General features: G+C 63.7%; 19 protein-coding genes. 6 read left to right on the top strand and 13 right to left on the bottom strand.

Annotated features, from left to right (window positions below):
• Nucleotides 1-4 precede the first annotated feature (4 nt).
• The 3 genes from HV765_RS07650 to HV765_RS07660 all read right to left on the bottom strand — a co-directional run bounded on the left by HV765_RS07650 (nucleotide 5) and on the right by HV765_RS07660 (nucleotide 1,907).
• Nucleotides 5-277, bottom strand: a complete 273-nt coding sequence (locus HV765_RS07650) for a hypothetical protein (RefSeq protein ID WP_054425115.1) — start codon at nucleotides 275-277, stop codon at nucleotides 5-7.
• Between the two features lie 63 nt (nucleotides 278-340).
• Nucleotides 341-736: a RidA family protein gene (locus HV765_RS07655; protein ID WP_175169281.1), complete on the bottom strand. Its 396-nt coding sequence runs from the start codon at nucleotides 734-736 to the stop codon at nucleotides 341-343.
• A gap of 25 nt (nucleotides 737-761) precedes the next feature.
• Nucleotides 762-1,907: a DSD1 family PLP-dependent enzyme gene (locus HV765_RS07660; protein WP_175169282.1), complete on the bottom strand. Its 1,146-nt coding sequence runs from the start codon at nucleotides 1,905-1,907 to the stop codon at nucleotides 762-764.
• Nucleotides 1,908-2,033: 126 nt separating this feature from the next.
• On the opposite strand from HV765_RS07660, the gene HV765_RS07665 reads away from it, so the two are divergent.
• On the top strand, nucleotides 2,034-2,954 hold the full coding sequence (locus HV765_RS07665; RefSeq protein WP_054425110.1) for a LysR family transcriptional regulator: 921 nt from the start codon (nucleotides 2,034-2,036) through the stop codon (nucleotides 2,952-2,954).
• On the opposite strand, the gene HV765_RS07670 is transcribed toward HV765_RS07665, so the two are convergent.
• On the bottom strand, nucleotides 2,951-3,349 hold the full coding sequence (locus HV765_RS07670; RefSeq protein WP_054425107.1) for a RidA family protein: 399 nt from the start codon (nucleotides 3,347-3,349) through the stop codon (nucleotides 2,951-2,953). The genes HV765_RS07665 and HV765_RS07670 overlap by 4 nt on opposite strands.
• A gap of 66 nt (nucleotides 3,350-3,415) precedes the next feature.
• Entirely contained in the window at nucleotides 3,416-4,606 is a 1,191-nt protein-coding gene (locus HV765_RS07675; RefSeq protein ID WP_054425105.1) for an MFS transporter, read from the bottom strand.
• Between the two features lie 95 nt (nucleotides 4,607-4,701).
• Between HV765_RS07675 and HV765_RS07680 the strand changes: the two genes are divergently transcribed.
• The 3 genes from HV765_RS07680 to HV765_RS07690 all read left to right on the top strand — a co-directional run bounded on the left by HV765_RS07680 (nucleotide 4,702) and on the right by HV765_RS07690 (nucleotide 7,235).
• Nucleotides 4,702-5,286 carry a TetR/AcrR family transcriptional regulator gene (locus HV765_RS07680; protein ID WP_175169283.1) on the top strand — a complete coding sequence of 195 codons (585 nt, stop codon included), beginning with the start codon at nucleotides 4,702-4,704 and terminating at the stop codon, nucleotides 5,284-5,286.
• A 93-nt stretch (nucleotides 5,287-5,379) separates the two neighbouring features.
• Nucleotides 5,380-6,813: an MFS transporter gene (locus HV765_RS07685; RefSeq protein WP_175169284.1), complete on the top strand. Its 1,434-nt coding sequence runs from the start codon at nucleotides 5,380-5,382 to the stop codon at nucleotides 6,811-6,813.
• A gap of 113 nt (nucleotides 6,814-6,926) precedes the next feature.
• On the top strand, nucleotides 6,927-7,235 hold the full coding sequence (locus HV765_RS07690) for a hypothetical protein (RefSeq protein WP_175169285.1): 309 nt from the start codon (nucleotides 6,927-6,929) through the stop codon (nucleotides 7,233-7,235).
• A gap of 52 nt (nucleotides 7,236-7,287) precedes the next feature.
• Here HV765_RS07690 and HV765_RS07695 read toward each other — a convergent pair whose 3' ends face one another.
• The gene (locus HV765_RS07695; protein WP_054425097.1) at nucleotides 7,288-7,545 is read right to left on the bottom strand and encodes a hypothetical protein; all 258 of its coding nucleotides are present in this window, start codon (nucleotides 7,543-7,545) and stop codon (nucleotides 7,288-7,290) included.
• Between the two features lie 143 nt (nucleotides 7,546-7,688).
• On the bottom strand, nucleotides 7,689-9,329 hold the full coding sequence (locus HV765_RS07700) for a PqiB family protein (RefSeq protein WP_175169286.1): 1,641 nt from the start codon (nucleotides 9,327-9,329) through the stop codon (nucleotides 7,689-7,691).
• 173 nt (nucleotides 9,330-9,502) lie between these two features.
• Here HV765_RS07700 and HV765_RS07705 point away from each other — a divergent pair, with 173 nt between their 5' ends.
• Entirely contained in the window at nucleotides 9,503-9,997 is a 495-nt protein-coding gene (locus HV765_RS07705; protein WP_175169287.1) for a GNAT family N-acetyltransferase, read from the top strand.
• Here HV765_RS07705 and HV765_RS07710 read toward each other — a convergent pair.
• The 3 genes from HV765_RS07710 to HV765_RS07720 all read right to left on the bottom strand — a co-directional run bounded on the left by HV765_RS07710 (nucleotide 9,994) and on the right by HV765_RS07720 (nucleotide 12,092).
• Nucleotides 9,994-10,302 (bottom strand): carbohydrate isomerase, encoded by a 309-nt coding sequence (locus HV765_RS07710; RefSeq protein ID WP_054425093.1) that lies wholly within the window; start codon nucleotides 10,300-10,302, stop codon nucleotides 9,994-9,996. The two genes, HV765_RS07705 and HV765_RS07710, sit on opposite strands and share 4 nt — an antisense overlap.
• Before the next feature lie 66 nt (nucleotides 10,303-10,368).
• Nucleotides 10,369-11,226, bottom strand: coding sequence for a 3-deoxy-8-phosphooctulonate synthase (gene kdsA / locus HV765_RS07715; RefSeq protein ID WP_054425092.1), 858 nt, complete (start codon nucleotides 11,224-11,226; stop codon nucleotides 10,369-10,371).
• 176 nt (nucleotides 11,227-11,402) lie between these two features.
• A complete protein-coding gene (locus HV765_RS07720; protein WP_054425090.1) occupies nucleotides 11,403-12,092 on the bottom strand; it encodes an MgtC/SapB family protein in 690 nt (229 codons plus the stop codon).
• A 266-nt stretch (nucleotides 12,093-12,358) separates the two neighbouring features.
• On the opposite strand from HV765_RS07720, the gene HV765_RS07725 reads away from it, so the two are divergent.
• Nucleotides 12,359-13,576 carry a DUF1444 domain-containing protein gene (locus tag HV765_RS07725; protein WP_054425088.1) on the top strand — a complete coding sequence of 406 codons (1,218 nt, stop codon included), beginning with the start codon at nucleotides 12,359-12,361 and terminating at the stop codon, nucleotides 13,574-13,576.
• A gap of 73 nt (nucleotides 13,577-13,649) precedes the next feature.
• On the opposite strand, the gene aqpZ is transcribed toward HV765_RS07725, so the two are convergent.
• From aqpZ to HV765_RS07740, 3 genes are all read right to left on the bottom strand, one after another.
• Nucleotides 13,650-14,363, bottom strand: coding sequence for an aquaporin Z (gene aqpZ / locus HV765_RS07730; protein WP_054425086.1), 714 nt, complete (start codon nucleotides 14,361-14,363; stop codon nucleotides 13,650-13,652).
• Nucleotides 14,364-14,621: 258 nt separating this feature from the next.
• Entirely contained in the window at nucleotides 14,622-15,014 is a 393-nt protein-coding gene (locus HV765_RS07735; RefSeq protein ID WP_054425085.1) for a VOC family protein, read from the bottom strand.
• A gap of 130 nt (nucleotides 15,015-15,144) precedes the next feature.
• Entirely contained in the window at nucleotides 15,145-15,729 is a 585-nt protein-coding gene (locus HV765_RS07740) for a glycerol-3-phosphate responsive antiterminator (RefSeq protein WP_175169288.1), read from the bottom strand.
• Between the last annotated feature and the right edge of the window lies 1 nt (nucleotide 15,730).

Here is a 15,730-nt window from a genome sequence, read left to right on the forward strand (position 1 = left end):
GGGCTTAGCGGCGCTGCAGGATGCGCCGCGTAAGCAGCGATGCGGCTGTGCCGATCACCAGGCTGAACATGAAGGCGGCGATGGACAGCATCGCCGCCAAGTCGCTAAACCCCCCATGCCGCGCCAGCAGCAGCACCGCGGCGAAAATGGCGGCGGCCAAGGCGGCAACCCCCATCAGCACATGCTTGACCGAGCGCAAGCGGCCACAAAGCGAGCCGCCGATCAGCGCGGCCGCCACCATCGCGGCCATGGACCAGAACAGATATTCGTACTGCATGCGAACGTGCTCCCCCGAAGGCATTGAGGCGCCCGCATTATAGGCGTCGGATCGCGCCTGCCATCACCTTTGAGCGGCAACCGCGACGACGCTGATTTCGACCAGCGCGCCATAGTGCAATTCGCGCGTGGGCACCACGGCCCGTGCGGGGCGATGATCGCCGAACGCGCGTTCGTAGACCCGATTGACCTCGTCCCACAGCCCGATGTCGGGGATGTACACGGTAACGTTGACGACCGAGCCCATGGACGCGCCAGCGGCCTCGAGAATGGCTTTGACGCTACGCAGCGCCGCTTCGGTCTGGGCCGTTGCACCGACGGCAAGACTGGGCCGCGCCCCCGCCTCTGCGGCGGGCAAAAAGCCCAATTGCCCAGAAACAAAAACAAAGCCATTGGCACGCACTGCCTGCGAATAGTGGCCAGCAGGCGGCGTGGCGTTGGGAGTGTGAATGATGTCCATGTCGACGTCCTTTTCAGAGCCAGGCTTACCAGCCGCGGAAACGTTCCCAATGAGCCACCACGCCAGGGTCGTTGCCACGCACGACCTCGTAGGCATCGTGCTGGGCGCAGGTCGCGCAGGCGTGGTTGGGCACGATGCGCAGCTTCGCGCCAATCGGCAGATCAGGCAGGCTTGCATTGCTACCCGCGCGCAGTTTGATGATGCCCTGCTCCTGGTTGGTTTCCGCCAGAAGAAGATCAGGATACGGCTTGCCCTGGGCGTCGCACACCAGACCATACAACTGGTCAACCGGCTGCTTGGCGGTGCCGCGGTCGCGTGACATGGCCATCCATCCGGCGTCCACCAAAATCCATCCTTTATCGGGCTGATGGCCGATGACGGTGGTCAACACGGTGGCCGCGATGTCGTCAACGGCGCATACGCCAAGGCCCGCCATGACCAGGTCGAAGAAAACATACACGCCCGCGCGCACCTCCGTTACGCCGTCAAGGTGGCGTGCGAAGTGGGCGGTGGGTGTGGAACCCACGCTCACGACAGGGCACGGCAAGCCGGCCTGCCGAATCGCGTCAGCGCAACCGACCGCGGCCGCGCGTTCTTGTTCGGCCATATCTGCAATGGCTTCAAGGCTGCGGCATCCGTAGGATTCGCCCGCATGCGTCATCACGCCGCGCAGGCAGCCAGCGTCATTCAGCACATGCGCAATTGCCAGCAGGTGTTCGTGATTGCCCGGCTGCACCCCGGCGCGGTGGCCGTCGCAGTCGATCTCGATCAGGGCGGGAATGCCCTCGCCCGCCACCTTGGCGCGGGCGGCAACGGCGCGCGCGGCGTCGATGCTGTCGACCACCACCGTCAGGTCAACGCCGCGCTGGCGCAGCGCCAGCACGCGCTCCAGCTTGGCAGGCGCGATGCCGACGGCATAGAGCAGATCCGTGACGCCAGCGTCCGCGAATTGCTCGGCCTCTTGCAAGGTGGACACTGCGGCAGGCCCCTGCGGGCGGCTCATGACACGGCGCGCCACCTCGATCGACTTGGGCGTCTTCAGATGCGGACGCAGTTGCACGCCATGGCCGGCCATCAAGGCGTTCAGGCGCTCGATATTGCGGGTCATGCGGGTTTCGTCCAGCAACAGGCAGGGAGTTTCCAGCGTATCCAGGGTGGCGGTGGCAGTCATGGGTATGTCTCGTTCAGGCAAATCAAGAAACGCCGGGTCAGTGCGGCGTGGGGATGTTCGCAGTATGGCGCGCCCACGCCTTTGCGTGTTTAATGTGGACTTAATTTTCACTTAATATCAATCTGAATGATTACCACGGATGACCTGCGTTTTTTCCTGAGCTTGGCCGCTACGCCGTCGCTTGCGCAGGCTGCGCGCGCGCTGGATGTGACGCCGCCCGCCGTCACGCAACGCCTGCACGCGCTGGAAAAGCGTCTGGGGGTGAGGCTGGTGAACCGCTCCGGACGCGGCACCGCACTGACCGACGAAGGCCGGCTGCTGGCGCTGCGCGCAGGGCAGATCTGTGGGGAGCTGGGCGATCTGGCAGACGAACTCGCGGGACGGCGCGGCGTGGTGGCGGGACATTTACGTGTCATTGCACCGCTTGGATTCGGCCAGCGCTATGTTGCGGGTCTGGTCGCCAGTTTTCGCAAGACCGCGGAAAACGTCACCGCCAGCCTGACGCTGTCCGATGGCCCGCCGCGGCTGGCGACCGACAACTGGGACGTCATGGTTCATATCGGCGAGCTGCGGGATTCAACGCTGGTGGCCTATCCGCTGGCGCCGAATCGGCGCATTCTTTGCGCCTCGCCCGCGTATCTGGCGCGCCACGGCGCCCCCGCCAAACCTGAAGACCTGCGCGACCACGATTGCATCGCCTTGCGCGAAAACGACGAGGACGTCACTTTGTGGCGCTTCAAACGCGGCCGCGGGCCGGCGGTGGGCGTGCGCATCGCGCCGGTGCTGTCCAGCAATACCGGCGCAGCGGCGCTTGAATGGGCCTTGGCTGGCCACGGCATCGTCGCACGATCGGAATGGGACGTTGCCGAACATCTGAAGGCACGCTCGCTGGTGCCCTTGCTGGCCGGCTGGAATTTGCCCGACGCCAATGTGGTGGCGCTGGTGAAATCGCGCCAGGATCTGTCTGCGCGCACCGCAGGTTTCCTGGCGCATCTGCGCGAAGCCTTCGCCGCGACGCCCTGGCGCGACAAGGCCCAGCCGGCTTAATCCAGCATGGCTTCCGCTTCGATTTCGATCAGCCATTCCGGTAACGAGAGCCCGCTGACGATGACCCACGACGAAGGCGGCGGGTCGGCCGGAAAGCGGTCGCGCAGCGCCTGCGCAATGACTTCCTGCTCTTCACGGACCGTATCGCAAATGTAGATGCGCAGCATGATCACCTGCGCCATCTTGCCGCCTGCCGCCGCCAGCACACGCTCGATGTTGTCGAGCGCGGCTTCGGTTTGCTCTTGCAGGCCGGGTCCGACCGTACGCTCGTGGATGTCGACACCCACTTGGCCAGACAGCAGCATCCTGCGCTGCCCCGTCACGATGACGGCCTGGCTAAAGCCGTACTGGACGGTGTTGAAAACGGTATCGGGATTGATGACGGTTCTGGACATGTTGTGCTCCTGTGAACGGCGCGCCCCGCAGCGCGCCGGAGCCCAAATTCTAACGAGGGGCCGGTGTCACGAAACCTCGCGCCCCGCCGCCGCCCCGCGCGCCCCGGCCACGGCTACCAGCAGCACAATAGCGCCGGCCACGACGGCGGTCCAGAACCCCGCCCCCACGCCGTAATGGTCCACCACCCAACCCGCCAGCGCCGCGCCGGCCGCAACACCCGCGCCCAGGCCCGTCACCAGCCACGTCAAGCCTTCGGTCAGACGCTGACCCGGCACGCTGGTTTCCACCAGCGCCATCCCGATGATCATGGTGGGCGCAAACGACAGGCCGGCCAACAGCACCCCCAGCGACAACGTGATCAGGTCGTTCACCAGCAGCAACGGCAAGGTCGTGAACGCCGTCACAGCGGCGGCAATGGACAGCATGCGGGGAAGCGGCATCTGGAACTTCATCACCCCAAACACCAAGCCCGCCACGCAGGAACCCAGGGCATAGGCCGACAGGATCAGGCTTGCCCCGGCAGGCACCCCCTGCGCCCGGGCAAACGCCACGCTCAACACGTCGATCGTGCCCACGATGACGCCCATGGCCGACATCATGGCCACCAGCGAACGCATCGGCGGCATGCGCAGCACGGACTCGACACGCCCGGCTTCGCGATGCTGCACGGCGGGCGCAGTGGCGCGTTGCAGGACGAATGCGGTCACGCCCACCGCCAGCAGCAACGCGGCGGCCAGCGGGCCAGCCTGCGGAAACAACGCAACGCTCAAGCCCACCGCAAAGGGCGGGCCCACGATAAAACTGAGCTCATCCGCCACCGATTCCAAGGCATAGGCCGTGCGCAACTGAGGCTGATCCCGAAAAATCTCCGTCCAGCGCGCGCGGATCATGGCGGGCATGCTGGGCAAGGCGCCTGCCAAGGCGGCAAAGACAAACAGAGTCCAATCCGGCGCATTCCAATGCACGCAGGCGCTCAGGCCAATCAGCGCCAGCACGCAAACCATGGCCGCCACCGGCAGCACCCGCCCCTGGCCGTGGCGGTCCACCAGACGAGAAATCCGCGGCGCCAGCAACGCCGTGGCCAGCGCGAACGTTGCGGCAACCGCACCCGCGAGCGTGTACGCGCCGCGCACCTCGGACAACATCGTAATGATGCCGATGCCGATCATCGGCAACGGCAGGCGGGCGATGGCGCCAGCCAACACAAAACCTAAAGCGCCAGGCGCCTGGAACAACTCGCGATACGGATTGGGCACCGATAACCTTTGAAACGGGGGTAGACGGCCGAATCGTATTCACATACATTGCGTATGTCAATTAACCTACGCGCCGTATGTCATAGGAGACCTGGATGTCGCGTTCCCGCGCCGAGATGATCGCAGCCACCCGGGCCAAACTGCTGGCCGCCGCCCGCCTTGCCTTTCAGCAAGCCGGCTATGCCGCGACGTCCATGGACGATTTCACCGCGTCGGCAGGATTGACGCGAGGGGCTTTGTATCACCATTTCGGTGACAAGAAAGGCTTGCTGGCCGCAGTCGCCGCGCAAATCGATGACGAAATCGATCAACGGCTGAACGCGATTTCGGATCAGGCGCCCGACGTCTGGACGGCGCTGCGCGAACGTTGCCGCGCCTATTTGCGCATGGCGCTTGAACCCGAGATCCGCCGCATCGTCTTGCAGGATGCGCGTGCGGTGCTCGGACCCGCCTCGCCCTCGACGCAGCAACAGTGCATTGCCTCGCTGGGCGGCTTGCTGCAACGCTTGATGGATGACCACGTGATCGACGCGGCCGATCCGCACGCGCTTGCGCATCTGATCAATGGCAGCCTGACCGAGAGCGCGTTCTGGATTGCCGACGCTCCGGATGGTGAGGCGCGTCTTGAACACGCGCTGCATGCCGTGGATCTGTTGTTGCGCGGGCTGCTGCGGCGGTAAATCCCTACCGCGATCCGCGCGTTGGTGATCAACTGGCCAGAATCCGCGTATTATCCAAGTCTTAACTTGTATAAATAAAACCCGGAGATTGTTTTGGCTGCCATCCCCCATCCTGAGCCCAGCGCGTCATGGGCTGACCTGCTGCACGGAGCAAATGCCCTGCGCTCCATTGCGCTCGCGGGCGGCGTGGCGCTGCACGCCATCAACGTCTATATCGTCACCACCATTCTGCCCAGCGTTATCCAGGACATCGGCGGGCTGGAATACTACGCCTGGAACACCACACTGTTCGTCGTGACGTCCATCATTGGGTCCGCGTTATCAGCCAAGCTGATCGAAACCGTGGGGCCGCGCGCGGCTTATCTGCTGGCCGTGGCGGTCTTCACCCTGGGCGCGGTCATCTGTGCCTTGGCGCCCAGCATGCCCGCGTTGCTGGCCGGGCGCAGCGTGCAGGGCCTGGGTGGCGGCATTCTGTTTGCGCTGAGCTACGCACTGATACGGCTGGTGTTTGACGCGCCATTGTGGTCGCGCGCCATGGCGCTGGTGTCAGGCATGTGGGGCGTGGCGACGTTGTGCGGGCCGGCAATCGGCGGCATCTTCGCGCAGACGGGGCATTGGCGGCTGGCGTTCTGGGCGCTGCTGCCCGTGGCGGCCGCGCTGGCGCTTATCGTGACGTTCAAGGTCGGCGGGCGTGCGTCCGTTCCCCCTGCCCCGCCGTCCTCGTTGCCGTTGAGCACACTGGGCCTGTTGGTGGCGTCGGTGCTGGCCGTCACCCTGGCGAGCCTGTCGACGGAGTTGGGCTGGAACCTGGCGGGGATCGCGGGCGGGTTGGCAATTGCCGCGCTGATCGCCTTCGTGGACACGCGGGCGCGCAAGCGCCTGCTGCCTACCGGCGCCTATTCGATCCGGGCGCCGCTAGGCGCGCTGTATGCGGTGATGTGCTTGGTGGTGGCCGCCATCACCACCGAAATCTTCGTGCCGTATTTCCTGCAAGTCATCCACGGCATGACGCCGCTGACGGCCGGCTACATGACGGCGGCCATGGCGGCGGGCTGGACGCTTGCCGCCATGCCCAGCGCCACGCGCAGCGGCGCGGCCGCCAACCGGTTGGTGTGGCTGAGCCCGGTCGTGATCCTGGCATCGCTGGTGGGGCTTGCCATCATGACGCCGCAGGCATCCATCCTGACTTCGCTGGCAGGATTCGCGGCGTTTGTCCTGGCATTGGCGGGCGTGGGATTCGGCATCGGCCTGGCTTGGCCCCACCTGCTGACGAAGGTGTTCAACGCCGCGCCGCAGGGCGAAGAGACGTTGACGTCGTCATCGATCACCACCGTTCAGCTCTATTCGGCGGCAGTAACGGCCGCGCTGGCGGGCGTCATCACCAACAGCGCCGGCTTGGCCGACCCGGGCGGCATCGCTGGCGCGCAGCAGGCGGCGCGCTGGCTGTTCGCCGCATTCGCCGTGGCGCCGGCGCTGGCATTACTGCTGCTGCCGCGCGTCACGCGGGCGCCAGCCGCGGTACGTTGAGCCCGGGAAGTAGCGATAAATCTGCGAAGGTACGCACCGAAATCCACCAAACGCGGTATGGAACGTCACACGCGTCTTTGCTACGCTGACGGCACCTGAAGAAGGTGACGTTCATGAGCAATAAGATCCGAGTGCTTTGCGTTCAACCATCATCGATATCGGCGCGCTTCGCCTTCATGGCGATTGCGCTGCGATGGACGATGGGCGCCACCCCCCGCCCTTCGCGGCTCATGATCGGGCCGCACGATCTGGAACCCATGGGGTCGGAATCCGCGTTCTGGCAGTTTGCGCTGCGGCATGCGCTGACGGGTCAATCGTTTCTTGTGACCCGCGGTAATCACTGGGACGTTGGGGCCTCGGTGGACGGAGACGAAGTCCACGCGTTTGGCCGCAAGTTCGCGCTTAGTCAGTGTCTGTACTGAAGCTGGCGCGGGGCGTCAGCCCACGCGGCCGCCAGCGGCGGCCGCTACCGATCTAGACGCCGAACTGCCGCTTGCGGTGAAAGGAGGCCAATTCCTCGGCCGTCCAGCGTTGCCGGGCCTCTTCCTGACAGCAGCTGCGAAACACCAGGGCGCCAACCGCCAGGAAGCGTGTCACATCGGCATCCGAGAGTTTGGCTTGGACTTGCAACAAGCAATCCGCGTAGGCAGACAGAATGCCATCCCAGCCGTCGACTTTGCCCGGCGCAACGGGCTGCGAGATCATGCGCGCCATCATTTCACTATGGTCCATTCGATCGTCCCCCCTCGAATACCGCTCCGTCGCCCCGTTGTCCGGCAGCCGGTCGCACCCGCTGTTCAGCAAGTGCCGTACCCGCCTCGCTGCCCGGTTATCAGGCCAAATCTGCGGTCAAACGTCCCGATCGAATGCAGAAACTACCGGCGTAGTGCCGGATCAGGCGCCCGCCCGCGCAGCAGCGAATCGGGATTCGTCTGCAAGTAATCGGATAGTTCGCGCAAGGACCGCGCCGCTCGTCCAAGCTCGCGCAACGCCGTATCGGCATTTGCTGGCAAGTCCGCGTCGGGCGCGAGCAGACCGCCCACCACGCCCAACGAACGGTTGGCCTGGCGCAACAGGGCTTGCAGCTCGGGCGCCAGTTGCGAGTCCATCCTCTTGACGAGCCGCGACGCCCCCTTCAGCGCGCCGCTCAGTTCCATCCCGATCTCATCGAACGGCACCTTCTCCAGCTTGACCAGAATGTTGTTCAACTGCTGCTGCAATTGATCCAGGTTGTTCGGCGCCGTCGGGAGGAAGGGACGATCTTCCATCTTGAACGTAACGGGTTTGGCGTTCGGAATTTCCACCATCGCCACATACAGCTGGCCCGTGAGCAGGTTGCCGATGCGCAGTTGCGCCCGCGTGCCGCGCTCAATCATCGCCGCGAGTATCCGGCCGCTAGGGTGTTTCATATCCGTCCCGGCAAATTGCTTGATCTCCTGGTATGTCTCGCCCCCCAGGCGTTCGGGATACAACGTCGCAGACACCACCGCGTAGAACTGCTTGGTCTCGGAATCGAAATCCAGGCTGATCGCATCCACCTTGCCGATCGTCACGCCATAAGCATCGATGGGTGCGCCGACCACCAGGCCGCGCACCGACTGGTCGAATCGCATGCGGATCGGCACCGGTACGCCATCAGGCTGCGCGCGGGCCGCCTCTTCGTTGGGAAAGAGATCGAACGACGCATTGGCGGCCGCCGCAGTGTGGCTGCGCTGGGCTGATGTTTCGAACGCCACGCCCCCGACAATCACCGACACCAGCGACTGCGACCGCATTTGCAGGCCACGCGCATCCACGCTGAAATCCACGCCGCTGGCGTTCCAGAACCGCGTGCCATCGTTCACATAAGCATCGTTGGGGGCATCAATGAACACTTGCACCTCAACGCCCCGTCCGTCCTTCGCCAGTTGGTATCCAACCACCTGGCCCACGGCGATGCGACGGTAATAGATGGGGGAGCCCACATCCAGGGAACCAAGGTCGCTCGCGCGCAACGTAAAGCGCTTGCCGGCCCGGTCTTGTGCCACTTCGGGCGGGAGTTCAAGGCCGACGAATTCGGTCTTCCGGCCGGGGCTGACGCCTGCCTTGCCCTTGCTGCCGATCGGGTCCAGCCCGATGTACGACCCCGACAATAGCGTTCCCAAGCCAGACACACCGCTTACCGTCAGGCGCGGCTTCACCACCCAGAACACGGTGCCGTCGCGCAGCAGGTGGCTAGCGTCCTTGGCGACGCGAATGGTCACCACCACGCCAGAGCGCTCGGTATTCAGCGCAACGCGCTCGACCTGTCCGATGGTGACTTCCTTGTAGCGGACCTGAGTCTTGCCCGCTTCCAGCCCTTCGGCCGTCTGAAAGTAAATCGTTGCGGTGGGGCCGGCGTTCAACCAGACCTGCAGCACCAGGAACAATCCCGCCAGAGCAGCAATGACCGGCACGAGCCAGATCCAGGACACTCGGCGCGCTTTGCGCCCAGTGGACGGTGGTGTTTGACCTGCGGCAGCACCAGACTCAGCCATAGAGGACAACCCCTTTGTGTACGCGTCCGGACTCGAGGGCGGATTCCCTTGTCAGGGTCGCGCCGAGGCCTGCCCCGCGCAAGTGCGGGAATTCCCGGAAACGGGCCGGGACACCGTCCTGCAAACACCGAAATTAGCGGGTAGCATGGCCTTCCCTTTTGGAGGAAGTCAACGTGAATATCGCCATCCGCCCCGCCACTGTCTCGGACGCGGCCCAGATCTACGCATTCATCACTGAACTGGCCGTCTACGAACGCGCCGCCCATGAGGTGATTGCCAGTGCCGACGACGTCGCCCGCACCTTGTTTGCGCCAGAAGCGCCGGCCAAGGCGTTGATGTGCGAGGTAGACGGCAAGACCATTGGCTACGCCGTCTATTTCTACAGCTATTCCACCTGGTTGGGCAAGAACGGCATCTATCTGGAAGACCTGTACATCACGCCCGAGCAACGCGGCATCGGCGCCGGACGCGACCTGCTGCGCCACCTGGCCCGGGAAGCGGTGGCCAACGACTGCGGGCGGTTGGAATGGAGCGTGCTGGACTGGAACCAGCCCGCTATCGATTTTTACCAATCGATCGGCGCACGGCCGCTGGATGAATGGGTGCGCTACCGCCTGACGGACGGCGCACTGCGCGATTTCGCCGAAGGGCGCCGCGCCGCCGCTTAAAACTCGGGCAGGTCGAAGAGCGTGTGCAGCGTGGAGCTGGGCACGGGCACGGAGGCGAGATGCTCGCGTCCGTCGCCATCGACCAGCACCCGCACCGGACGCAGCGCCACGCGCATGCCATCGACGCTGATGGCCGTTTCCACGTCCACCCCGTCTTTGATGACATCAATGACTTCGGAAGCCGCCGCCGTAACGGGTTCGGTAACCCAGCCCGGCACACCTGGCTCGGCCTGGCCCCACCGCACATAGGCGATTTGCCCGCTGACGGGTTCTTTTCGAACGGCGACGATCACGTACAAAGACATCCAGGCCTCCCTAATGTTTGGCCCGGATCGTATAACAAGTTGACGAAGGCGGCATGACAGCCAGCGTCACGGTTCGATATCAATCGCGGCAAAGGATTTCACCAGATCATCCAGCTGTTTGAGCTGCGTCAGGAAGGGTTCAAGCTTGTCCAGCGGCAAGGCGCTGGGGCCATCGCACTTGGCGTTTTTCGGATCAGGGTGGGCTTCCAGAAACAGGCCAGCCAAGCCCACCGCCATGCCCGCTCGGGCCAGTTCCGCCACTTGCTCGCGGCGGCCGCCGGATGCGGCGTCCAGCGCCGAACGCTGTTGAAGCGCATGCGTCACGTCAAAAATCAGCGGGCGGTTGCCCGTGACTTTCTTCATCACGCCAAAGCCCAGCATGTCGACCACCAGGTTGTCGTAACCGAAGCTGGTGCCACGGTCGCACAGAATCAGCTTGTCGTTACCGGCCTCGGTGAACTTCTCGACGATGTTCAGCATTTGCGTCGGGCTTAGAAACTGGGGCTTTTTGATGTTGACGATGCGCTGCGTCTTGGCCAGCGCAACGACCAGATCCGTCTGCCTTGCCAGGAAGGCCGGCAACTGAACGATGTCGGCCACTTCGGCCACGGGCGCGGCCTGCCAGGGTTCGTGCACGTCGGTAATCACCGGCACGCCGAATTCCTTTTTCACGGCTTCGAAAATCTTCATCCCGGCTTCCAGGCCCGGGCCGCGGTAGGAATGAATCGACGAGCGGTTGGCTTTATCGAACGACGCCTTGAACACGTAGGGGATGCCCAGCTTCGTCGTCACGCGCTGGTATTCCTCGCATGCGCGCAAAGCCAGATCCAGGGATTCCAGCACATTGATGCCGCCGAAAAGCACAAAGGGGCGATCGTTTGCGCATTGGATCGACGAGGAAATAACGACTTCGGGGGCGGTCATGATGGGGTGCATCCTAGAAATAAGGCGGGGACAGTGCGTAATGTACAACCTGCCCGGTCCCGATTTCATCCCCTGCACCCGTTCCCCTCAGGATTCACCGGCTGGACAGCATGCGCCCGAGCACCCGTGGCGCAGGTAGTAATGGTGACAGCCGGGTACGCCTGTACTAACCGCGCCTAGGCGTCACCGGTGTCGGACGTCCATCTTGCCGAATACGTCTGAGGCAGCAGGCTCAGGCTGCCGACCAGCTTTTCAACCCGCTCGTCTTCCTGATGCGTCGTATACACCACGGCATGCACTTCCGAGCGGCCGCCGTCGCGCTGCTGGCTTTCAACTCCCCGCAGGCGCAGATTGTGCTTGCCCAAGGCGTTCAGCAATTCAGCGCGCACCATGGCCTCGTCCGAGGAAGCGCAGGTCAGCGCGATGTTGTAGTAGCGTTCTTCCGTTTCCGCTTCGGGGACATGCCGGTCGACCAGTTTTGCGCCTCGGCGCAGCAGCACATTCGTAACCAAAATCAGCCCAGTCACCGCGCTGGCCTCGGCCACGAAGCCGTAGCCCGCCAGCACACCCACGGCACCCGTGGCCCAAATGGTGGCTGCGGCGCTCAAGCCGCGGATGGTCAGGCCATCGCGCATGATCAGGCCGGCGCCGAGAAAGCCGATGCCTGTTACGACCTGACTGCCCAGGCGCATGTCAGCGCCGGCGTCCAACAAAGCGGGCAATGAGGTGTACGCCGCCGCGCCCAGCGAGACCAACGCGTGCGTCACGATCCCGGCGTAGTTCTGCCGCCACTGGCGTTCGACACCAACCGCGCCGCCCAACAGCATGGCCAGGACGAGATTGATTGCAATGGAGAATTCACTCATGGATCACTACCGGTACTTCTTATTCTTCTTGGATACATCAACGGCCGCAAGGAACAAGGGCTGGCGGCCGCGACGTATTATCGCCCGGCCAGGTCAGGCCCGGCCAGGTTAGGCCCGGCCAGACTAGACCCGGCCCGGCCCGGCCATGCCCCGACGCGGGCCGCCTCGCGCGGCGTTATCGCTGGACGCCAGGGACATCCCTGTCCACAATGACCCGTCGCGGACTGGCGCTTGCGCCGTCCCGCATTTGAATCAAAGGCAGGCAAATGGGTTTCTTCGATACGCTGTTCCGGCGCAAGCCCTCGCCGGATCAGTTCGCCACGCTGTTTGTGGCGGCGGCGCGGCGGCAAGGCTTTGACGGGGACGTCACCTACAAGGCTGATGAATTCCGCTTGTTGCTGGGCGAAGGCTCGTTCTTCAATCTGCACAACGCCTACCACGCGTACTGCAACACGCGCGGCTCCGAACAAAAGCGCGCGCTGCAAGGCTTCGTCTCGGCGTTGGCCAGCAGCACGCAAACCACGCCGCAGCAGGCAGCAGAGGCCCGGCCGATGCTTCGCCCCGTGATCCGCAGCCGCAGCGCACTGGAAGACATCCGCCTGCATCATGTGCGCACCGAAGGCAACGACACGGCCTTCCACCCTGCCTTTCTTTCCTTTGGCGATGACTGCGTGGTGCTGTTGGCGCTTGACCACCCCGACGCCATCTCCACCCTGACCAATGGCCCCGAAGCCGCCTGGCAATTAACGTTCGACCAAGCGTTGGCCATTGCCGTCGACAACCTGCGCGACGCCCCTGACGATTTTTCAGAACTGACGCCGGGGGTGTTTCGCGGCGCCTGGGCAGACGGCTACGACATCAGCCGCGCGCTGTTGCCCGACATGATTGAACGCGTGCCGGTACGCGGCCGCCCCGTGTTCATGATGCCCACGCGCGATGTGCTGCTGGTCACCGGCGACAACGATGATGCCGGCCTGATCACCATGGTTGAACTCTGCCACCAGGCAGTGCAACACGGCCGCGTGGTCAGCGCGCACATGTACCACTACGAAGAGCGGCAGGCGCAGCGTTATGTGCCTGATGACGCGGGGCTCGCTCAGCGCCTGGCCCATCTGGCCCGCTTGCTGGAAAAAGCCGAATACGACGCGCAAAAAGCGGCGCTGGACCACATCCACGAAGAGCAAGGCGCAGACATCTACGTCGCGAACTACAACCTGTTCACGGCGGACGACGATCCGGCGATGTCGTTCTCGCTGGCGTCATGGACACGCGGTGTCGACACCTCATTGCCAAAGGTGGACCGGCTGGCGTTGGTCCGCCCCGACGCCGAAGACGATATCGGCGAAGTGCGGGTTGTATCTTGGGAACAGGCCGCGCATCTGCTGGAGCCGTTGCTGGCCGAAGAAAAGGGCTACCCCGTCCGATACCGCACGCAAGGCTTTCCGGAAGACGCACAGCTCGCGCAATTGGACGAAGTGCCCTGAAGCTCCTTGAAGCGCCGTGAGCGCTTTGAAGTTCCTTGAAGTTCCTTGAGCACTTCGCCACTGGCATGCGTCGTTAGCCACGTTCCGCAGCCGGTTCGCTGACTAGACGATAGGCTATGGCGCCGATGATGGCCCCGGCAATCGGGGCCAACCAGAACAGCCACAATTGTTCTAGCGCCCATCCGCCCACGAACAATGCAGGCCCGGTCGAACGCGCCGGATTCACCGATGTATTCGTCACTGGAATGCTGATCAGGTGGATCAAGGTCAAGGCCAGCCCGATCGGAATCGCCGCAAAACCTGCGGGCGCCCGCTTGGACGTGGCGCCCAGGATCACGAACAGAAAGCCCGCGGTCAGCACCACTTCGGTCACCAGCGCCGACACCATCGAATACTTGCCCGGCGAATACGCGCCATAGCCGTTGGCCGCGAAGTGACTGCCTTTCAAATCGAAACCCAGCTTGCCGCTGGCAATGCACGCCAACACCGCCGCCGCCACAATGGCGCCAAGCACCTGCGCAATCACATAGGGCAGGATTTCCTTCGCCGGGAAGCGGCCGCCCGCCACCAGGCCGACCGTCACCGCCGGGTTGAAGTGGCCGCCAGAGATATGGCCGACGGCAAACGCCATCGTCAGCACCGTCAAGCCGAAGGCCAACGCGACGCCTGCAAAGCCAATGCCCAACTCCGGAAAGCCGGCGGCCAGCACGGCTGCGCCACACCCACCCAGCACCAGCCAAAACGTGCCGAAGAACTCTGCGCCACAACGCTTCGAAAGCGAAACCATGACCTTCTCCAGAAGTGAAATGTTCAAGGTAGCGCGCAGGAAACGGCCTAGCTTCAAAGGCTTGATAAGTTTGACAGTATTTAAGATAAGTCCGATGCCTGGTCTGTATCGACCATAGGGCAACTCTACAGATTGCGGCATCGAGCAAACGAACGATGCGGGATTAACCCCGCTTCGCGTGCTGTCCCAAGGCTTGCTTCACGGCACGCGGCACCGTTCGTTCAGCCGGCCGCAGCGGCATGCATTGATGCCGAGAAATCAGCCGTGCACCGGCGTGCACAATTCCACCAACGTGCCATCCGGGCAACGCAGGTAAGACACCACTTGCCCCCAGGGCTTGGCCGTCGGGGCGCTGAGTTCAGTCGCACCCAAGGACACGGCCTTTGCGTGGGCCGCCGCCACGTCATCGGTGACGAATCCCACTTCCATGCCCAGCGGCTTGGGCGACGACGACGCTTCGACGTGGCCCGTTTGAAAGTTCATGCTGGCCAATTCATGCGCGGCGAACGACAAGGTGGTTTCGCCCGTTTCGAGTTCGCCGTACGTCTTGGACTCGTGCAGAAACCGAGTCGAAAACCCGAACGCCTGTTCGAAGAATGCCAGCGACGACGCCACATCGGGCACATAAACGATGGTGTATCCGAATTTCATGGTGATCCCCTGAAAGTTGAAGTTGGCGCGGCGCGGGGTAGCCGCCGCCGCAAGCCACGATTGAATCAGAATGCTGGTTATATATCCAGCATCTTGATTCAACCGATGGCCCCCGCCAACCCCGCCCCCTTTAGCCCTTGAGCTGCCGGGGGTCCAGGCTCCACAACTCCGGATCGCTGGTCGACACCCCCACCGCACCGTGCTTCATGGCGATGCCGATATCTGTCTGATTGCACACGAAGCCCGACGCGATGATCGGCGGCAAGGCTTTCAGGTCTTGCGCAGCCATGTGCGTGAGCATGGGCGCGGGCATCAGCTGCACCAGGTTGGGGTCGCTCTGCTCCAGCGCCTTGACGCTGCGCGGCCAGGTCGAACGGTCGGTCACGAACACTTTCTGCATCGTGACCATGCCCGCCCGGTTGGCGCGCTGGATCGTGGCCACGCGGGTGGATACCAGGCTCGCCACGCCAATGTCGGCCAGATACTCCACGCCGCCCTTGTCTTGCGACAAGCCTTCGCAACTGTCGATGTTGACGATGGCGAACTTGCCCGCCCGGTTCAGCGTTGCAATGACGGGCGCGAGCTTGCGCAATTCCACGTTGGCGACGATGCCGATTTCGGCCACGCTGCCCACAAAGGTATTGATCTGCTCAAGCCCGAACATCGTTGCAATGACCGGATGGCGCGCCAGGCATGCCCCGAATGACCTATCCATG

Source organism: Achromobacter kerstersii (assembly GCF_902859595.1).
Lineage (GTDB): Bacteria > Pseudomonadota > Gammaproteobacteria > Burkholderiales > Burkholderiaceae_B > Achromobacter > Achromobacter kerstersii.